This is a genomic window from Candidatus Nitrospira nitrificans (assembly GCF_001458775.1).
Lineage (GTDB): Bacteria > Nitrospirota > Nitrospiria > Nitrospirales > Nitrospiraceae > Nitrospira_D > Nitrospira_D nitrificans.
Genome location: NZ_CZPZ01000012.1, coordinates 88,933 through 103,925, shown reverse-complemented (window position 1 = coordinate 103,925; position 14,993 = coordinate 88,933). Strand labels below are relative to the sequence as shown.

At 58.3% G+C, this 14,993-nt stretch carries 17 protein-coding genes; 7 read left to right on the top strand and 10 right to left on the bottom strand.

Features of this window, described 5'->3' with window-relative positions:
• Positions 1-15 precede the first annotated feature (15 nt).
• A complete protein-coding gene (locus COMA2_RS08555; RefSeq protein WP_217490676.1) occupies positions 16-1,155 on the bottom strand; it encodes a 4Fe-4S dicluster domain-containing protein in 1,140 nt (379 codons plus the stop codon).
• A 578-nt stretch (positions 1,156-1,733) separates the two neighbouring features.
• Here COMA2_RS08555 and COMA2_RS08550 point away from each other — a divergent pair.
• Genes COMA2_RS08550 through COMA2_RS08525 form a run of 7 tightly spaced genes read left to right on the top strand, consistent with a single transcriptional unit; the run spans position 1,734 to position 7,675 of the window.
• Positions 1,734-2,207 carry an Hsp20/alpha crystallin family protein gene (locus tag COMA2_RS08550; protein WP_090897358.1) on the top strand — a complete coding sequence of 158 codons (474 nt, stop codon included), beginning with the start codon at positions 1,734-1,736 and terminating at the stop codon, positions 2,205-2,207.
• A gap of 17 nt (positions 2,208-2,224) precedes the next feature.
• The gene (locus tag COMA2_RS20135; protein WP_175304473.1) at positions 2,225-2,377 is read left to right on the top strand and encodes a hypothetical protein; all 153 of its coding nucleotides are present in this window, start codon (positions 2,225-2,227) and stop codon (positions 2,375-2,377) included.
• Positions 2,378-2,400: 23 nt separating this feature from the next.
• Positions 2,401-3,066 (top strand): phosphoribosyltransferase, encoded by a 666-nt coding sequence (locus COMA2_RS08545; RefSeq protein ID WP_175304472.1) that lies wholly within the window; start codon positions 2,401-2,403, stop codon positions 3,064-3,066.
• Positions 3,067-3,083: 17 nt separating this feature from the next.
• Positions 3,084-3,644 (top strand): hypothetical protein, encoded by a 561-nt coding sequence (locus COMA2_RS08540; protein ID WP_090896554.1) that lies wholly within the window; start codon positions 3,084-3,086, stop codon positions 3,642-3,644.
• Between the two features lie 23 nt (positions 3,645-3,667).
• Positions 3,668-4,525: a universal stress protein gene (locus tag COMA2_RS08535; protein WP_090896551.1), complete on the top strand. Its 858-nt coding sequence runs from the start codon at positions 3,668-3,670 to the stop codon at positions 4,523-4,525.
• An 11-nt stretch (positions 4,526-4,536) separates the two neighbouring features.
• Positions 4,537-4,896: a c-type cytochrome gene (locus COMA2_RS08530; RefSeq protein WP_090896548.1), complete on the top strand. Its 360-nt coding sequence runs from the start codon at positions 4,537-4,539 to the stop codon at positions 4,894-4,896.
• A 52-nt stretch (positions 4,897-4,948) separates the two neighbouring features.
• Positions 4,949-7,675, top strand: coding sequence for a bifunctional acetate--CoA ligase family protein/GNAT family N-acetyltransferase (locus COMA2_RS08525; protein WP_090896546.1), 2,727 nt, complete (start codon positions 4,949-4,951; stop codon positions 7,673-7,675).
• 515 nt (positions 7,676-8,190) lie between these two features.
• Here the strand turns inward: COMA2_RS08525 and COMA2_RS08520 are convergent.
• The 9 genes from COMA2_RS08520 to COMA2_RS08480 form a co-directional block, all read right to left on the bottom strand.
• Positions 8,191-8,634, bottom strand: a complete 444-nt coding sequence (locus tag COMA2_RS08520) for a c-type cytochrome (RefSeq protein ID WP_139077205.1) — start codon at positions 8,632-8,634, stop codon at positions 8,191-8,193.
• 55 nt (positions 8,635-8,689) lie between these two features.
• Positions 8,690-9,496 carry a hemerythrin domain-containing protein gene (locus COMA2_RS08515; protein ID WP_245630960.1) on the bottom strand — a complete coding sequence of 269 codons (807 nt, stop codon included), beginning with the start codon at positions 9,494-9,496 and terminating at the stop codon, positions 8,690-8,692.
• Between the two features lie 195 nt (positions 9,497-9,691).
• Entirely contained in the window at positions 9,692-10,012 is a 321-nt protein-coding gene (locus COMA2_RS08510) for a chaperone modulator CbpM (protein WP_090896537.1), read from the bottom strand.
• Between the two features lie 2 nt (positions 10,013-10,014).
• Positions 10,015-10,947: a DnaJ C-terminal domain-containing protein gene (locus tag COMA2_RS08505; protein WP_090896535.1), complete on the bottom strand. Its 933-nt coding sequence runs from the start codon at positions 10,945-10,947 to the stop codon at positions 10,015-10,017.
• 50 nt (positions 10,948-10,997) lie between these two features.
• Complete coding sequence (locus COMA2_RS08500; protein WP_090897356.1) at positions 10,998-12,668, bottom strand: FAD-dependent oxidoreductase; 1,671 nt, start codon at positions 12,666-12,668, stop codon at positions 10,998-11,000.
• 409 nt (positions 12,669-13,077) lie between these two features.
• Positions 13,078-13,434: a TraR/DksA family transcriptional regulator gene (locus COMA2_RS08495; RefSeq protein WP_175304471.1), complete on the bottom strand. Its 357-nt coding sequence runs from the start codon at positions 13,432-13,434 to the stop codon at positions 13,078-13,080.
• Positions 13,435-13,462: 28 nt separating this feature from the next.
• Positions 13,463-13,774: a YtxH domain-containing protein gene (locus tag COMA2_RS20130; protein WP_175304470.1), complete on the bottom strand. Its 312-nt coding sequence runs from the start codon at positions 13,772-13,774 to the stop codon at positions 13,463-13,465.
• Between the two features lie 214 nt (positions 13,775-13,988).
• Positions 13,989-14,348 carry a c-type cytochrome gene (locus COMA2_RS08485; RefSeq protein ID WP_175304469.1) on the bottom strand — a complete coding sequence of 120 codons (360 nt, stop codon included), beginning with the start codon at positions 14,346-14,348 and terminating at the stop codon, positions 13,989-13,991.
• A 43-nt stretch (positions 14,349-14,391) separates the two neighbouring features.
• Positions 14,392-14,988, bottom strand: a complete 597-nt coding sequence (locus tag COMA2_RS08480) for a Spy/CpxP family protein refolding chaperone (RefSeq protein ID WP_090896525.1) — start codon at positions 14,986-14,988, stop codon at positions 14,392-14,394.
• Between the last annotated feature and the right edge of the window lie 5 nt (positions 14,989-14,993).

The following is a 14,993-nucleotide window of genomic DNA, read 5'->3' as shown; positions in this document are numbered from 1 at the left end:
CGGCTCCCTGCAATGCTATCCGCCGGTCGTTGACGGCTGTTCGCTCGGCCTCAGCAACGCCGGCAACTCCTCGGTCAGATCAATCCCGACCGGACACCAGGTGATGCATCGGCCGCAACCGACGCAGCCGGACGCGCCGAACTGATCGATCCACGATGCCAGCTTATGCGTGAGCCACATCCGGTACCGATCCTTGATCGTCGGGCGCATGTTCTTGCCGTGAATGTAGCCATGTTCCTGGGTGAAACAGGAATCCCACAATCTGGCGTGCGTGGTGTGCCGGCGCGAGAGGTCCGGTGTCTCCTCGACCGTATGGCAAAAGCAGGTCGGACAGACCATCGTGCAATTCGCGCAGGCAAGGCATCGCCCCGCCACCTCATCCCATCGCGGATGTTCGTGAGCGTCATAGAGAGCCTGCGGCAAGCGTGAGTGATCGAGCCGTCTGACTTGGCTCTGGGCGCAGGCGTCGACCCGCGTATCAGCCTCGGCCATCTGCTCTGCCGAAGCGCGAGTGAACGGAAGGCTTGCGAGAACTTCATGACCGGCCGCGCTGCCCGCTTCGATCAACAGCTGGTCGTCCACTTCAGTCAACAGGAGATCGAAGCCACGTTCGGCGCGCGGGCCGGTCTCCATGGATGCGCAAAAACAGGTGGGTAGCGCTCTGACGCAGTTCACCGCGATCACCAAGAGCCCTTCACGGCGGGCCGCGTAGTAAGGGTCCCCGTAGGCATCCTTTAGAAAAATCCGATCTTGAATCGTCAGCCCGGCGAGATCACAGGAGCGAGCACCGATGATCGCCACCTTCTCCGATCGCGGGAGCGTCGGGCGCGCGGCGAATCCATCATGGTTCCGCTCGATCTGCAAGAGCGGCTCGCGTGGCGCAAAGACGAACGGTTTCAGCGATTGCGGTCCATGAACGACACCGAAGATTTCCTGTGAGCCGGTCTGTTCCAGCCGGTAGCGTCCCGGTTCTTGGTGATCACGCCAGCCGACCGGCAGATCGGACACGGACCGGACGGTCTCCCACACGACCGACCCATCCCGCACCGTGAGTCCGACAATGCGATATCCCTTCGCGCTGAGGGCATCGAGCAATCGTTGGAGACTGGCTGTCGGCAACGCGCCGCGCATCCCGCTGGTCATGTACACACTCACCACTCTCGTTATGACAACGTCCTCTTGTCGCCATCGTAAATGCTCCTCTCCGGTCACGCAAGGCGAGAAATCGGACTACTGACCCATCATGAGCGTTTTGCTTCCATTCGTATGGAATGTCTTTCACGATGGGCAAGAATCACGGGATCGATACGCTCACCGCAACTCATGCAACGGAAGTCCATTGACCGGATTTCTAACACCTGTTCGGGAACCATCAGTCCGCCACAACGATGGCAACGATCACCCCATACACGGCTCTTCCCGGCGCCTGTTCCAATCATGATGGGGTCCCTCCTTTCTCGTACGAGCCGGACTTACACGATAAGAATCGGTCCACCTCACATCTTAGTCTACACCGATCAATGGTGAATGAGGCGACAGGCTCACGCGCGCGACTGTCCCGTAATGCCACAGTTCACATAGCTGTCTTTGCCGGGCAACAGCGATCTAACTCTCCGTGTTTCCTGGAAGGTGTCCCGCCGACATTCCTCTTTTTCCCCCTGGCACCGTCGATGCACTCGTTCAGTGGCGGGGCATCCGGCCCCCTCATCAATCACACAAAGGAGGCAATGGTCATGAGCGCACTGACACGATGGGACCCGCCGACGCGATGGAATCCATTCAAGGAACTCGAGGAGATGGAGAAACGACTTTCGAGTTACTTCGGCCGTACATCGGTTCCTTCCCGTGGCGACAAGCAGGAGGCTATCACCGTGGCGGAATGGTCGCCGCTGGTGGATATCTCGGAAGATGACAAGGAGTACGTCATCAAAGCCGAGATCCCGGAAATGAAGAAAGAAGACATCAAGTTGAATGTGAACGACGATGTCCTCACGATCACGGGCGAGCGGAAATACGAGAAGGAAGAAAAAGGGACGAAGTATCACCGTGTCGAGCGGGCCTACGGCAGTTTCATACGGAGCTTTACCCTCCCCGAGGACGCCGACGGGTCCAAGGTCAACGCCGAGTACAAAGACGGCCTGCTGAAAGTGCACCTTCCAAAGTCGGAGAAGGCCAAGCCTAAGGCGATTGAAGTGAAAATCGCCTGAGAAGAGAGGAGGATCTCATGTTTCGCCATCCCCGTTACCTCGAGATTCCGTGGGAAGTCCAGTGGAATCAGAGAGAAGGCGGGACGCATCATCATTTTTTGCTCATGCTCATCCTGATCTTCATGGCGATGTTCCTGATCGGGGTTGGTGTGACGAGCGGCCTTATGTAAACCCGGGAGCGGAAGGGAAGAGCGTGACGTTCAAGAATCGCGAAGAGGCTGGTCGACGGCTTGTTGATCGGCTGATCCAATACCGTGACGACCAGGCCGCTCTGATCGTGGCATTGCCACGAGGCGGCGTCGCAGTCGGGTATCAACTGAGCCTGGGACTGCATCTTCCACTGGATGTCTTCATCGCTCGAAAGCTGGGAGCGCCGGATAACCCCGAATACGCATTGGGCGCGGTGGGTGAAACAGGGGTTGTGAATATGAATCCCGACACGATGGCCGCCTTTCACCTCTCGCGATCCGATATCCAGCCGTCGATTCAGGCGCAGCAGCGGGAGATTGTCCGGCGGCAGCAGCTTTATCGCCGAGGACGACAGCTCCCCACGCTCACCGACCGCATCGTCATTCTCGTGGATGACGGGATCGCCACCGGCGCCACGTTCTTCGCATCCGCCCAGTCCATCAGACACCTCAAACCGCGCCGCCTGATCGGAGCCGTGCCGGTTGGTCCCGTGGAGACCGTCCGAGAGGCGCGCATGCGGGTGGACGAATTTATAGTTCTCGCCACACCGGACCCGTTCTGGGCCGTGGGTAACCACTATATCGACTTCGCACAGGTCAGCGATCACGATGTGGTGGAATATTTGCACTCGGCTGAAGAAGCGCTGAGAGAGCGAGCACACTCGGTTTAATTCTTGACGGAGCAGGCATGGCCGCACAACCAAAAACCCCGGCAGGCAGAGGACCGAGGCGGGTATCGACCATCATCCATCTCGTTCTTATCATCATCTTTGCCGGGACAGCGGCAGCGAAGATTGTCGTTCCGTCCGGTTCGGTGACCGAAGTAGACGAGGCCACGGTCAAAGCCGTCGTCGGCCTCTTCGAAGAGGCCGACGACGCGATCAAAGCCCATGACCTTGAGAAGGTCATGGCCGTGTATTCTTCCCAGTACAACTACCATGGGCTCAAAAAAAACGATCTCCGGAAGATCTGGAAAGAGCTTTTTGATGAGTATCAGGAGATTGCCAGCACCCACCTCTTCACGAAGATGTCCAAAGTCGGATCGGGTCGCGATGCGGTGTTGGAGGTCACCTGTACCGGCCATCTCTGGGCCAGGTCGAAGACCAGCGGTCTGTATGTCCCTATCGACAGCTGGCATGAAGAAATACATTATCTCGGCCTCGAAGACGGAACATGGCGTATTCGCGGCAATGTGGGTGAATCACCGCGCGTGCTTCCGTTCGGCACCGCGCCACATCCGCTGTTTTGACTGTCGGACGGGAAAGGCACGACATGAGAGTCGTCATCGGTGTCGATTGGTCGGATCAGGCTTTTGCCGCCGTCGTCCAGACATTTCAACTCTATCGCCCAACCGATGTCACGCTGGTCCACGGCGTCGATTTGGGGATTTTGGAACATCCGTTCGTGGCCCAAGCGGGAAACGTGCAAGGGTACGATGATTTCCGCAAGGCGATGGTCGATTCGGGGCGCCAACTGCTGGAGCGCGCCGCCGCCATGGTACCGGCGGAGATGGCGTCGATCAGGAACGTGAATGAAATCGGCAGTCCGGCTCAGCTCATCCTCGACAGCGCACATACCCTCTCCGCCGACCTGGTCGTCGTCGGCGCGCGCGGACGAAGCCGCCTTTCCGAGGTTGTCCTCGGGAGCGTGTCCCATCGTGTGCTCCTGCACGGCTCCCGCCCGACGTTGATCGTCAGGGGCGCCGCCCGCAAGGTGCAGCGGGTGCTCGTCGCCATCGAGGATCGAGACGATGCCGACCGAATCGTGAAATGGCTCACGCAACATCCCTTCGTTGATCCCACCGAACTCTGCGTGTTTCATGCCCTCATCCCGATCGGAGTCAACGACCCTTATGACGCGCTGGGAACCCAAACATGGTGGGAGGGCGCGGAGCGCTATGCGGATGAGCTCGTCAAATCGACCGCCGGTAAACTCTTAAGCCCTCGCTATACGGTGAACACGAAGATCGCCTCAGGCAATCCCGCAGCGGCGATCGAACTGGAAGCGAAGACCATGGATCTCGTGATCGTCACCTCACATGGACGCAAGGGTCTTGCTCGTTTTCTCTTGGGAAGCGTGTCCCATGCCGTCGTGCATCACGTGGCCTGTCCGGTCCTCGTCTTGAGATGAAAGGATAGACCATGAGTAAGATACTGTTCGTTGCGTTCGTGCTCATATCCTCGTTGACCGCCGTGGTCTTTGCTCAAGCGATCCGGGGTGATGCGAAGATCGGACAAACCATCTATCAGCAACAATGTCTCCGTTGCCATGGACCAAAACTGGACGGGAATGGGCCGGACAGCCAAGATCTGATTGTTCGCCCGGCTGATCTTCGGTCTCAAGCCACTCGGTCCAAAACCGATTGGGAGTTGCTGGTGGCGATGTCGAACGGCGTGCTGTTCAGTCCGATGCACAGTTTCCGCGGCAAACTGACGGATCAACAAATGCTGGATGTGCTCTCCTACATCAGATCCGTGTCGCCGGCCGATATCATGAGCTAGTCCAAGGCACCACCCGCATCCTTCATTTTCATATGGAAGTCCCCGGAGTGCCATGAGATCCGTCCGCCCCCTCTACATTCCTCCCCTGAAGATCGATCATACCGAGTCCGGTTTGCTCATCATGCGTGATGGCTCGACCGCCGCCATCCGACCGGCTGAACCGACGGACGCCTCGCTGATGCAACAGTTCGTTGATCGGTTATCCCCTGAGTCGAGACGCCACAGATTTTTTTCAGAAACACTCCCGTCTCGCGACCGCATCGTGGCCCTGTGCGACTCATCCACGCCTGACTCACAACTCACACTGATTGTGACACGGATGCAGGAAGGCTCGTTGCAAATCATCGCCACAGGATCCTACTGGGCTAAGGACGCCGATACCGCGGAAGCGGCGATGGTCGTGGATGATGCCTTCCATGGCAAAGGTTTGGGCACCCTATTATTGGAGCGGCTGGCCTTATTGGCCATCCACCACGGCTTTACCCGCCTCTGGGCTGTAACCCATGCGGAGAATCTGGCCATGCGCGAAGTCTTTCGTGAATCGGGGTTTACCGCCCATGAAGCGTACGAAGGCGACGACATGGCAGTGGAGTTGTCGTTGATCCCTACGGAAACGACCGTCGCGCGCGCCGAGGTTCGAGAACGGCTGGCCACGACGGCCTCCCTCCGACCATTTTTTCAGCCCAGGTCCGTCGCCATCATCGGTGCTTCGCGTAATCCGAACAAGATCGGTTATCGGCTGCTTGATGCCATAACGGCCGGCCGATTTCGAGGAGCCGTTTACCCCGTCAACCCACAAGCCGCCGGCATCAAGGGAATCCGGACCTATCGATCACTGCTGGAGATTCCGGAGCCCATCGATCTGGCCGTCATCGCGGTCCCGCGTGACTCTGTGTTGCCCGTCATCGACGAATGCGCGGCAAAGGGAATCAGGGCTTGTGTCATCATTACGGCTGGTTTCGCGGAAGTGGGACGAGAGGGGGCCGCCCTTCAGCAGCAGGTGGTCACGAAAGTCCGTCAGCACGGCATGCGCATGATCGGGCCTAATTGCTTCGGGATCTTGAATACAGACCCCAACGTGCAGCTGAATGCCACCTTCACCACGCTGTTTCCCCCTCAAGGCCATGCCGCCATGTCGTCGCAAAGCGGCGCCATCGGGATTGCCACCCTTGCCGGCGCGCGACGGTTCCAACTGGGCATCTCTTCCTTTGTGAGTGTGGGAAACAAGGCCGATGTCTCCACCAACGATCTGTTGCAATATTGGGAAGAAGACCCCGCCACGAATGTGATTCTGGTCTATGTCGAGTCCCTGGGCAACCCTCGCCGCTTTGCGCGCATCGCGCGGCGGGTGAGCCGATGCAAGCCGATTGTGGCCGTTAAGGCCGGCCGCACGAAGTCCGGACGGAGGGCGGCAAGCTCCCACACGGCGGCCCTCGCGGCCAGCGATGTGGCGGTCGATGCGTTGTTTCATCAAGCCGGCGTCATCCGCGCGGAATCACTCGACGACATGTTGTCCCTGGCCGCCGGTCTATCGGCTCAGCCCTTGCCGCCGGGACGGCGGGTGGGCATCATCACGAACGCCGGAGGGCCGGCCATCCTCTGTACCGACGCTTGTGAAGCGGATGCGTTGGTGGTTCCCGAATTGTCCGACCGAACCAAAGCGACTCTCGCCTCGTTTCTGCCGTCCGCCGCCGCGCTGAGCAATCCCGTCGATCTGATCGCCTCGGCCACGCCCGATCAGTACGCCAAGGCGATTGAAACTCTTTTGTCGGCGGAAGAGATCGATGCCCTGATCATTCTGTATATATCCGTGACAGTGACTGATACAGCCGACATCGCCCACGGCATCATCGCTGGAATTGAAAACGGCCGAAAGGCAGGCGCCAAGACGAAGCCCGTGCTCATCGGTTGGATGGCGGAAGGCGACAGGGACCGTACGTTTCGTTTCCACACGGAGACAATCCCGGCCTATCACTTGCCGGAGACCCCGGCGCTCGTGCTCAGTAAAGCGGCGTCGTATGGAGAATGGCGACAACAGCGGCCCGGGATGGTTCCCGATTTCGATGATCTGGACCTTTCAGCCGCTCGGCAAATTTGTGCCGACGCGCTCTCGCGCCGCGGAGACGGCTGGTTGACGACGGAAGAAAGACGGAATGTCCTCCGCGCGATCAGGCTTCCCGTCCAACCAGGCGGAGTGGCCAAAACCGCCGACGAAGCGGCGGCCTTGGCACGGCAAGCCGGCTATCCGGTCGCCGTCAAACTGGCTTCATATCAGATCGTGCACAAGACCGAGATCGGCGGTGTACAGTTGAATCTCGCAAACGACCAGGCGGTGCGGAAGGCGTTTGAGTCAATCAGAACAAGACTCGCTGAGACCAACCAGTTAGGTGCCATGGAGGGCGTGTTGGTGCAGCCGATGCTGACCGGTGGGGTGGAGGTGATGATAGGCGTTACCGAGGATCCCTTGTTCGGACCCTTGATTGCGTTCGGCCTTGGAGGGATTCACGTCGAGATCCTTGGCGATGTCCAGTTCCGCATCACGCCCCTCACCGATCTCGACGCAGAAGAAATGATCAGGGGTATCAAAGGCTACAGGCTGCTCACCGGCTATCGAGGCCATCCACCGGCAGATCTTGAAGCCTTGGAAGAAACGCTGTTGCGTGTGTCTCGCCTCGCCGAAGAAATTCCCGAAATCAGCGAACTCGACTTGAACCCGATTTTCGCCCTTCCGCCAGGTAAGGGTTGCCGGATCGTGGACGCGAGGATACGAGTTGGATAGGGTAAACCACAGCCTTCAATTCAACCAACGGTGTCATGGGAGAAGCGTGGTCAGACTGAAGGTCGAAGGGACTCCAGGCGGTGGGTTTCGCAAGCCTTCGAGCCGCGCATGGCGTGCCGGAATCCCAGTCCCATTCTTGCCTCGAGCGTAATAAGTATTTCCAAGCTGAACTTGTCCCATTTGCCGCGCACGGCTTAGATATGCAGGAGATGCAATGCTGTGGCGTTCACCTTCATCTTTGCGTCATCGAGTTCGTCAAGGAACTGCTTGCCTAAGCCAGCCTGCTGATCTTCGTGCCACAAAAGCAGCTGCTTGGATGTCGAGGTCTGACTGCCGCTGGACGACGAGTCGCCGTGTCATTCGTCAGATCAGCTTGGACATACGGACAACCACTACGGACTAAGCATAGCGCATAGGCGTTGAAGGTTCAACGTCTGCGGTCAGATGCGGAACCGTTCTGCGACGCCGATCACGAGTCACTGGAGGCAGAATAGTCAAGCGTCAAGTCCCGAGTCTTACTGCTCCGGATGGGGATCTTTTCGGATGAGCGCGAGGTAGATCAAGGTGTCGGCGAGGTCTTGATCGGTCATGGTGTGGTCAGGAAACATACCGGTGCCGGGATGTCCTTCTCGAATGGCGCGGGAACGTTCTTGGTTGGTTTTCAGGCGCTGGACCTCGGGGTTCCGCAAATCGGTCGGAGGAGGATTCAGTTTCGCGATGAGTGCAGCGGTGTCCGCTGCCAGTCGAGGTGGCCTGCCGATATAACCATCAATCCCATGACAGTAGTAACAGACCCCTTTTCCATTAAATATTTCCCGCCCACGCAGGATATTGCCCTTCAACTTCCCGCTTGGTTGAGAGACCGTTGGTTCGGCCAAGGCTGAATCGGACGGAAAGGCCAGCTCCATTCCCAGGCTGCCCAGGAAAAACAAGCAGAACAAGGCAGTCGATTTAGCCAATAGAGTCACCCCAAGAACATGGCTGACGCCTTGTCGTCCCTCTGTTCGATTTCCGTCAGTGCTGGTTGCAACAGGCATTGTAGCGCTCTTCCGGAATACTCTTCATGTTGCTGAACACGGTGGCGCGCTCGTCCGCGCTGGTCACATTATCGATTGCGGGATAGAGCGCCCGCTCTTCCTTCCTATTATGAGAGCTCAAGAGGTTGACCAGCGCTTGCTCGTCCTGGTCAGTATCGAGATTCTGCTGTTCCATCTTTTGGTGGATCGCTTCGAGCAGTGTCTTGATTTGGTCATGCTCAAATCGCATCACGGGAGTCGGCCCGTCCTCGATCATGCCGGTTTTCTCTTCCCACATCGGGAACAGTAGCTCCTCTTCCCAGAGGATATGCCGCTGGAGGCCGATTTTGAATTCTTTGAAGGCTTCCTTGGCCTTGGCAAAGTCCGACTGTTTCGATGCTTGAAAGGTCTTGAACAACTCGTCCAGCCGATCATGATCCTCTTCATAAAACGCCGTGATTGTCTTCTGCTCACTCAATTGGATCCTCCCATAACTTATCGATTGTCCCCTGACTGCGTACTCCACATGACAGGCCGCACAGGCCTTCAAGACATTATTCAACGGCGGCAGGATCTGCTTCAAGTCCTTGGCGGGAATAATTTTCGCCGACTTCTCCGCCTCTTCATGATGGGCCATGGCCAGATCATGGTAGGCCGAAGGAAACTTCTCCGGCTCCTGATGGGCCATGGCCTGGCGATGTTGAAAGAAGCCCAGATGCAATTCGGTCAGACCCTGCGCCAGCTCATAATCCTCTTCCACCAACGCGTTCACGATCACCTGAATCGTTTCCAGATGCTGCAGCATCACGGCGCGATGTTCCTTCCCGGCGGATGATGACAGGGGAATGGAGTGCCTCGTATCCGGGGTCAGATACGGATTTGGTCGCTTCGTTTTGTGTGCCTGCCCGCTGTTGGCACACCCGGCTGCTACTGTGGCGCAAAGCAGGCCTCCAAGGAGGAGTCGAACGAGCCGCGTTTCGCCTCTCACGGTGTGCCACACTTACTCCACATCCAGCCCTGCCAGTTTCAGGCGCGCTCGCAATTGCTCGATCTGATCAAGCAGATCAAGCATCACTGCGGCCGCATCGAGACTGGCATCAAAATCCCGTTGCAGACGGAATACTCGGCGGGCACAGGTGAGATCCGCCGCGCGGAATCGCCAGAGCGAGATCTCCGCACCCTGCGGCTCCAACACCCCTACAGCCACCAATTCGATGATCCATTGCGGCTCCGCACCGCACGCTCTCGCCAACTCCTCAATCGACAGTATCCCCTCGTCACCGATCACGCTTCCTGTTAGAAGATCCTGCTCTCTGTCCATACTTAGACCCCCAGTGCTTCGCGCGGATTGAAGGCCAGTTCCCGCGCCATGGTCTGATAGATCTGTTGTGCTTGCTCCGTGTCCGCTTTCGGAAGGACCACGTCCAGGACGAGAAAGAGATCGCCTGCCGGTTCGCCCGGAATCCCCCGGCCTTTGAGCCGCAGTTTTTTCCCACTCTGCGAGCCTGCCGGAATCTTGACCTCGACCACCCCGGTCGGAGTCGGCGCTTTGACCGTCGCACCCAGCGCCGCCTCCCACGGAGCAAGCGGCAGGGTCAGCGAGAGATCATGACTCTCCACACGGTATAACGCATGGGGGTCGAAATGAACTTCCAGATACAGATCACCCCCGGGCGCTCCACCCGCTCCTGGTGCACCCTGGCCGGCCAGACGGATCAGCTGGCCGTCGCGAATGCCTTTGGGAATCCGGACGTTGAGCGTGTGTTCGCGCAGCGCCACGTGGCCCTGCGCATCCAGTTGCGGCGCGCGCAGCGTAATGGTACGGGTCGCCCCCTGAAACGCGTCTTCGAGCGGGATGACGATCTTCGCATGATGATCCTCGCCGCGCGCCCGGCTCGCATCGGCCTGACGGGCAAAATTGCCGAAGAGGCTGGAAAAGAAGTCGCTGAAGTCGGGAGCTTCCCCCCTCGACGCTCTGCCCTGGGTGAACTCGAACCCGGCCCCCCAGTCGGGCGGCGGCGTAAACTCCTGCCCCTCCCGCCAGCGATTGCCGAGTTGGTCATAAGCGGCGCGCTTCTCCGTGTCCTGGAGCACTTCGTAGGCTTCGCCGATTTCCTTAAAGCGCGCCTCTGCGTTCGCCTCTTTACTGACGTCCGGATGATATGTGCGCGCTAGCTTGCGATAGGCTTTCTTGATCTCATCGGCTGTGGCTGTCCGCTCAACCCCGAGGGTCTTGTAGTAATCTTTGAATTCCATGGCTTATGCCGTCCCCTAATCCGATGTTCAGAACGTAGTCTCCGAATACCTCATTGGCATTGGGCCGCTTGCCACGTGCGATACGATCCCGTCAAGTTGCGCACGCGAAAACCATGGTAGCTCAGAATGCGCGTTGCGATATAGGAACGTTGACCGCTGTGGCAATAGGCGATAATCTCGCGGTCGCGCGGCAGCTCGCTCAGGCGCTGGCGCAACTCATCCAGTGGAATGTGAACCGAACCGGGAATGAACCCCTGCGCCCGTTCGTCGAAGCGGCGAACATCCAGCAGCAGCGTGGTGCTGGGATCGAGGGAAGTAATCTCGTTCCATTGCGCGAGCGCCACATCGCCCGCGAGCACATTTTGCGCGGCCATGCCGGCCAGGTTGACGGGGTCTTTGGCCGATCCGTACGGCGGCGCGTAAGCCAGTTCCAATTCGGCCAGGTCGTGAATGGTCATTCCGGCCTTGAGGGCGGTAGCCAACACGTCAATGCGCTTATCCACACCTTCATGGCCGACGGCTTGCGCGCCAAGCAGTTTGCCTGAGTCAGGCGCAAACAGAACTTTCAGCGCGATGGGTTCGGCGCCGGGGTAATAGCCCGCATGTGAACCGGGGTGAAGATGTATCGCCTGGAATGGAATGGCGGCGCGGCGAAGGGATTTCTCATTTGCACCCGTGCAACCGGCGGTGAGAGTGAACAATCGCAAGATGGCGGTGCCCCAGGTATGTTCGTATCGGGTCGGGCGCCCGAGGACATTGTCGGCAGCAATGCGACCTTGGCGATTCGCTGGACCAGCCAAGGGAATCAATGCCCATTGATCTGTCACGCCATCACGCACCTCAATCGCATCGCCCACGGCCCAGATATGCCGGTCACTAGTTTGGAGATGCTCATTGACCCGGATGCCGCCCAGGTTGCCGATCTCCAAGCCGGCGTCCTTTGCCAGACTCACCTTTGGTGTGACCCCCAACCCGAGTACGACCGAATCGGCCGGCAATCGGTGCCCGCTTTTCAGCACCACGATGGAAGCACGGGCGGGCTCCTGCTCTGAGGGCGGTTCGAACGCTACCACGGGATCGTTCAGATGCAGGGCCACACCATTGGCACGCAACTCCGCGTGCAGCCAGGCAGCCATTTCTGGGTCAAAGGGTGTCATCACCTGGGGCAGTGCTTGCGCCATCGTCACGTCGAACCCCCGGTGCCGCAGTTGCTCAGCCATTTCGAGTCCGATATAACCGCCGCCGACTACGACGGCGCGGCAGCGTTGGCAGTCTTTCGACCATGCCATGATGTGTTCCACGTCGGGGATGCTTCGCACCACAAAATGGTTCGGACACTCGATTCCCGGAAGGGGCGGTTTCAGCGGCGAGGCGCCCGTGGAAAGAATCAGCGCGTCGTAGGCTTCTTCGTATTCGCGACCGGTGTCCACCTCGCGTACCCGAATGCGCCGGACTGCGCGGTCGAGGCGGATGACCTCGGTGTTGATACGTACATCCAGATTGAAGCGCGCCTTAAGACTCTCAGGCGTTTGTACCAGCAAGCTGTCTTGCTCGGCAATTTCACCTCCGACAAAATAAGGCAGCCCGCAGTTGGCAAATGACACATACGGACCTCGCTCGAATACGATGATCTCGCAGTCTTCGCACAGCCGCCGCGCTCTTGCTGCCGCACTGGCTCCTCCTGCGACTCCACCGATGATGATGATGCGTTTGCTGCTCATTGTTTCTTCTCGGACTGCCAGGACAGGCCGCACACAATCGTCTCCACTGAAGTTGTCCGCACAGATCTAACAGGCTCCGGATCGCTTCAGCGTCCACCTACGCCGGGAAGTTGCCCGTGAGCTCACGTTGCATGGTCCCGAGGTGGGCCGACGCGACTGCAATTGACCCACAACCGTCGAGTTACGCGCCCCGCCCATCACAATCTCCACCGCCGCCTCCTGTCGCCGGTCTGGATACATGCTTCAGGTTACGGAATCCCTCCATACCCAGCGGACAGAACGACGTGGTGAGGACTAAGGTGAACCGGACCTTATCCCCGGCGATCTCCATTCACGAAGGATATCCGTTGGTCGGTTTCCAACAGGCAGCGACTCGCGCTCCTGATATGAACGCTGACAGTTTGCTCACTTATTTCCTCAGCGCCGCCTGGGTCTCCTCCGCCTGTTCGCAAGGCATGCACATGGCGGCCGCCGGGACCGCCTCCAGCCTGGATTGCGGGATGGCCATTCTGCATTGCTCACATCGACCGTACTGTTCAGCCCCCAGCTTGAAGAGCGCTCGGTCGATCGCCTCGATCTCGGCCTTCGCTCGCCCGTCCAGGCGATCGAGCAGCCGAACCATAGTCTCCTCCTGCCCCCGCTCCTCCACTTCGCTTTCGATATCGCTTTGGAGCCAGCGCAGATCCTCTTCCGTCCTAGCCACTTCCCGAAACAGCTCACGCCGTTGAGTGATCAGCTTCTTTCGAATATTGTCGACTATTAGCATCGCTCTACCCCTCCTCATGATGGTCGTGTCAGCTACTGCACTTCTCCATTTTCTCCTTGAACGCTTCCCGACCAGCTTTCACCGCCGCTTCGACATCGGCCCGCTTTTCATCCACAAACTGCTTACCACTCTCAATGACCTCATCAAGAGCGGCGCGCGCTTCTTTGGCCTTCTCGATGATGTCTTCTTCCGTCCTTCGAGCCTGGCTCTTTAATTCACGACGCGTTTCCTCGCCCGACCTGGGAGCGAGAAGGATACCGGCAATCATCCCCCCGATCGCTCCGCCGAGAAATGCGAGGACAACGGTTTCTGGTGAACACTTGGCGTCCTGATTTGGCATGACAAATCCTCCGTAGATTAGGAACGTTCTGTTGGTTGAGAGAGCCAAGTCCGTGCCACGGAAGTTACAAGTGTGGCGGGAATTGTTGTGATATGACGAGAGCTTGCTGAACGATTCAAATGGGAGACCTCTCGCCTGTGGCGTTCTAGGTCTCACCACGAAATATCCCTGTCGCAGAATGCGACAGGGATCCATGAGTCGTAGTAAAGCGAAATTATCCGAGTGGGTTGAACGGAGCCAACGTACGGATGTAGCTCAAGACGTCCCACATGTCCTGGTTTGACAGCCGATCCGCCCAGCTGTGCATTGGACTGAAGAGGACTCCCTGCTTGACCGCAAGATACAGTTCCATATCGGTCTTTGTGCGCGACCTCGCCGCGCGAAAATTGGCGGGCGGGACGATCAACTCCTTGATATCAGGACCCAGACCATCACCGGTGGTGCCGTGGCATCCGGCACAATGTTGTTGAAAGATTCTCTCTCCGTTCTTCGTGTTTCCATAATGGCTCTGAGCCAGAGCCCACGAAGCCGTCAACGCCACCACGACGAGGCTAGCCACAATACGTAAGGACATGCGCGCTCCTCTTCTTTCAAGAACGGACGACGACACTCGACGCTCAATGCTGGTGTTGCTGCCCGCCACTGGCAGCACCACTGCTCTGTCCATGCCCGCCGCCTCCCATCATTCCACCTCCCATACCCCCCATCATTCCTCCCATTCCACCTCCGTGCTGGGTTCCACTCTTCATGTGTTCATGAACGGCACGGTCCTTTTCCCGTTGGTCGGGAGTCAACATGGCCATGGCGTTACGCTTACTTTTGATGACTGTGAACAGACAGGCCGATTCCGCTTTTTTCAGTTGATCGACTTTCGCCTGTATCGCAATGAGGTCAGCCTGCTCATCTTCCAACAGCGCATGCAGTTCGAGTTTTGCCACCTTCGCGTCGGCTTCCAACCTGGCCTCGGTTCGTTTAAAGTCCAGCTGCATGGATTTAAGCTTGGTGATTTGTTCCGGCGTCAACCCGATCTCTTTGACATGTTTCAGCAGATGCTTCAGATAGTCCCCACTATGATCGCCCTGATCATCCTGATCGTGGCCGCCATGCCCCATCTGCCCATGACCTGCATCGGCAAAGACAGGGAACACTGTCAGCGCAATGATCAATACGGCTCCTCCAACTGCAACCATCCAGCGCTTCCACAACTTCGTCATGACCA

Excerpts from the sequence above, each read along its gene's own strand:
- COMA2_RS08550 (WP_090897358.1), top strand. The coding sequence starts at position 1,734 with ATGAGCGCACTGACACGATGGGACCCGCCGACGCGATGGAATCCATTC.
- COMA2_RS20135 (WP_175304473.1), top strand. The coding sequence starts at position 2,225 with ATGTTTCGCCATCCCCGTTACCTCGAGATTCCGTGGGAAGTCCAGTGG.
- COMA2_RS08510 (WP_090896537.1), bottom strand. The coding sequence starts at position 10,012 with ATGGACAGAGAGCAGGATCTTCTAACAGGAAGCGTGATCGGTGACGAG.
- COMA2_RS08515 (WP_245630960.1), bottom strand. The coding sequence starts at position 9,496 with ATGCTGCAGCATCTGGAAACGATTCAGGTGATCGTGAACGCGTTGGTG.
- COMA2_RS08500 (WP_090897356.1), bottom strand. The coding sequence starts at position 12,668 with ATGAGCAGCAAACGCATCATCATCATCGGTGGAGTCGCAGGAGGAGCC.
- COMA2_RS08530 (WP_090896548.1), top strand. The coding sequence starts at position 4,537 with ATGAGTAAGATACTGTTCGTTGCGTTCGTGCTCATATCCTCGTTGACC.
- COMA2_RS08495 (WP_175304471.1), bottom strand. The coding sequence starts at position 13,434 with ATGCTAATAGTCGACAATATTCGAAAGAAGCTGATCACTCAACGGCGT.
- COMA2_RS20130 (WP_175304470.1), bottom strand. The coding sequence starts at position 13,774 with ATGCCAAATCAGGACGCCAAGTGTTCACCAGAAACCGTTGTCCTCGCA.
- COMA2_RS08535 (WP_090896551.1), top strand. The coding sequence starts at position 3,668 with ATGAGAGTCGTCATCGGTGTCGATTGGTCGGATCAGGCTTTTGCCGCC.
- COMA2_RS08505 (WP_090896535.1), bottom strand. The coding sequence starts at position 10,947 with ATGGAATTCAAAGATTACTACAAGACCCTCGGGGTTGAGCGGACAGCC.
- COMA2_RS08480 (WP_090896525.1), bottom strand. The coding sequence starts at position 14,988 with ATGACGAAGTTGTGGAAGCGCTGGATGGTTGCAGTTGGAGGAGCCGTA.
- COMA2_RS08485 (WP_175304469.1), bottom strand. The coding sequence starts at position 14,348 with ATGTCCTTACGTATTGTGGCTAGCCTCGTCGTGGTGGCGTTGACGGCT.
- COMA2_RS08525 (WP_090896546.1), top strand. The coding sequence starts at position 4,949 with ATGAGATCCGTCCGCCCCCTCTACATTCCTCCCCTGAAGATCGATCAT.
- COMA2_RS08540 (WP_090896554.1), top strand. The coding sequence starts at position 3,084 with ATGGCCGCACAACCAAAAACCCCGGCAGGCAGAGGACCGAGGCGGGTA.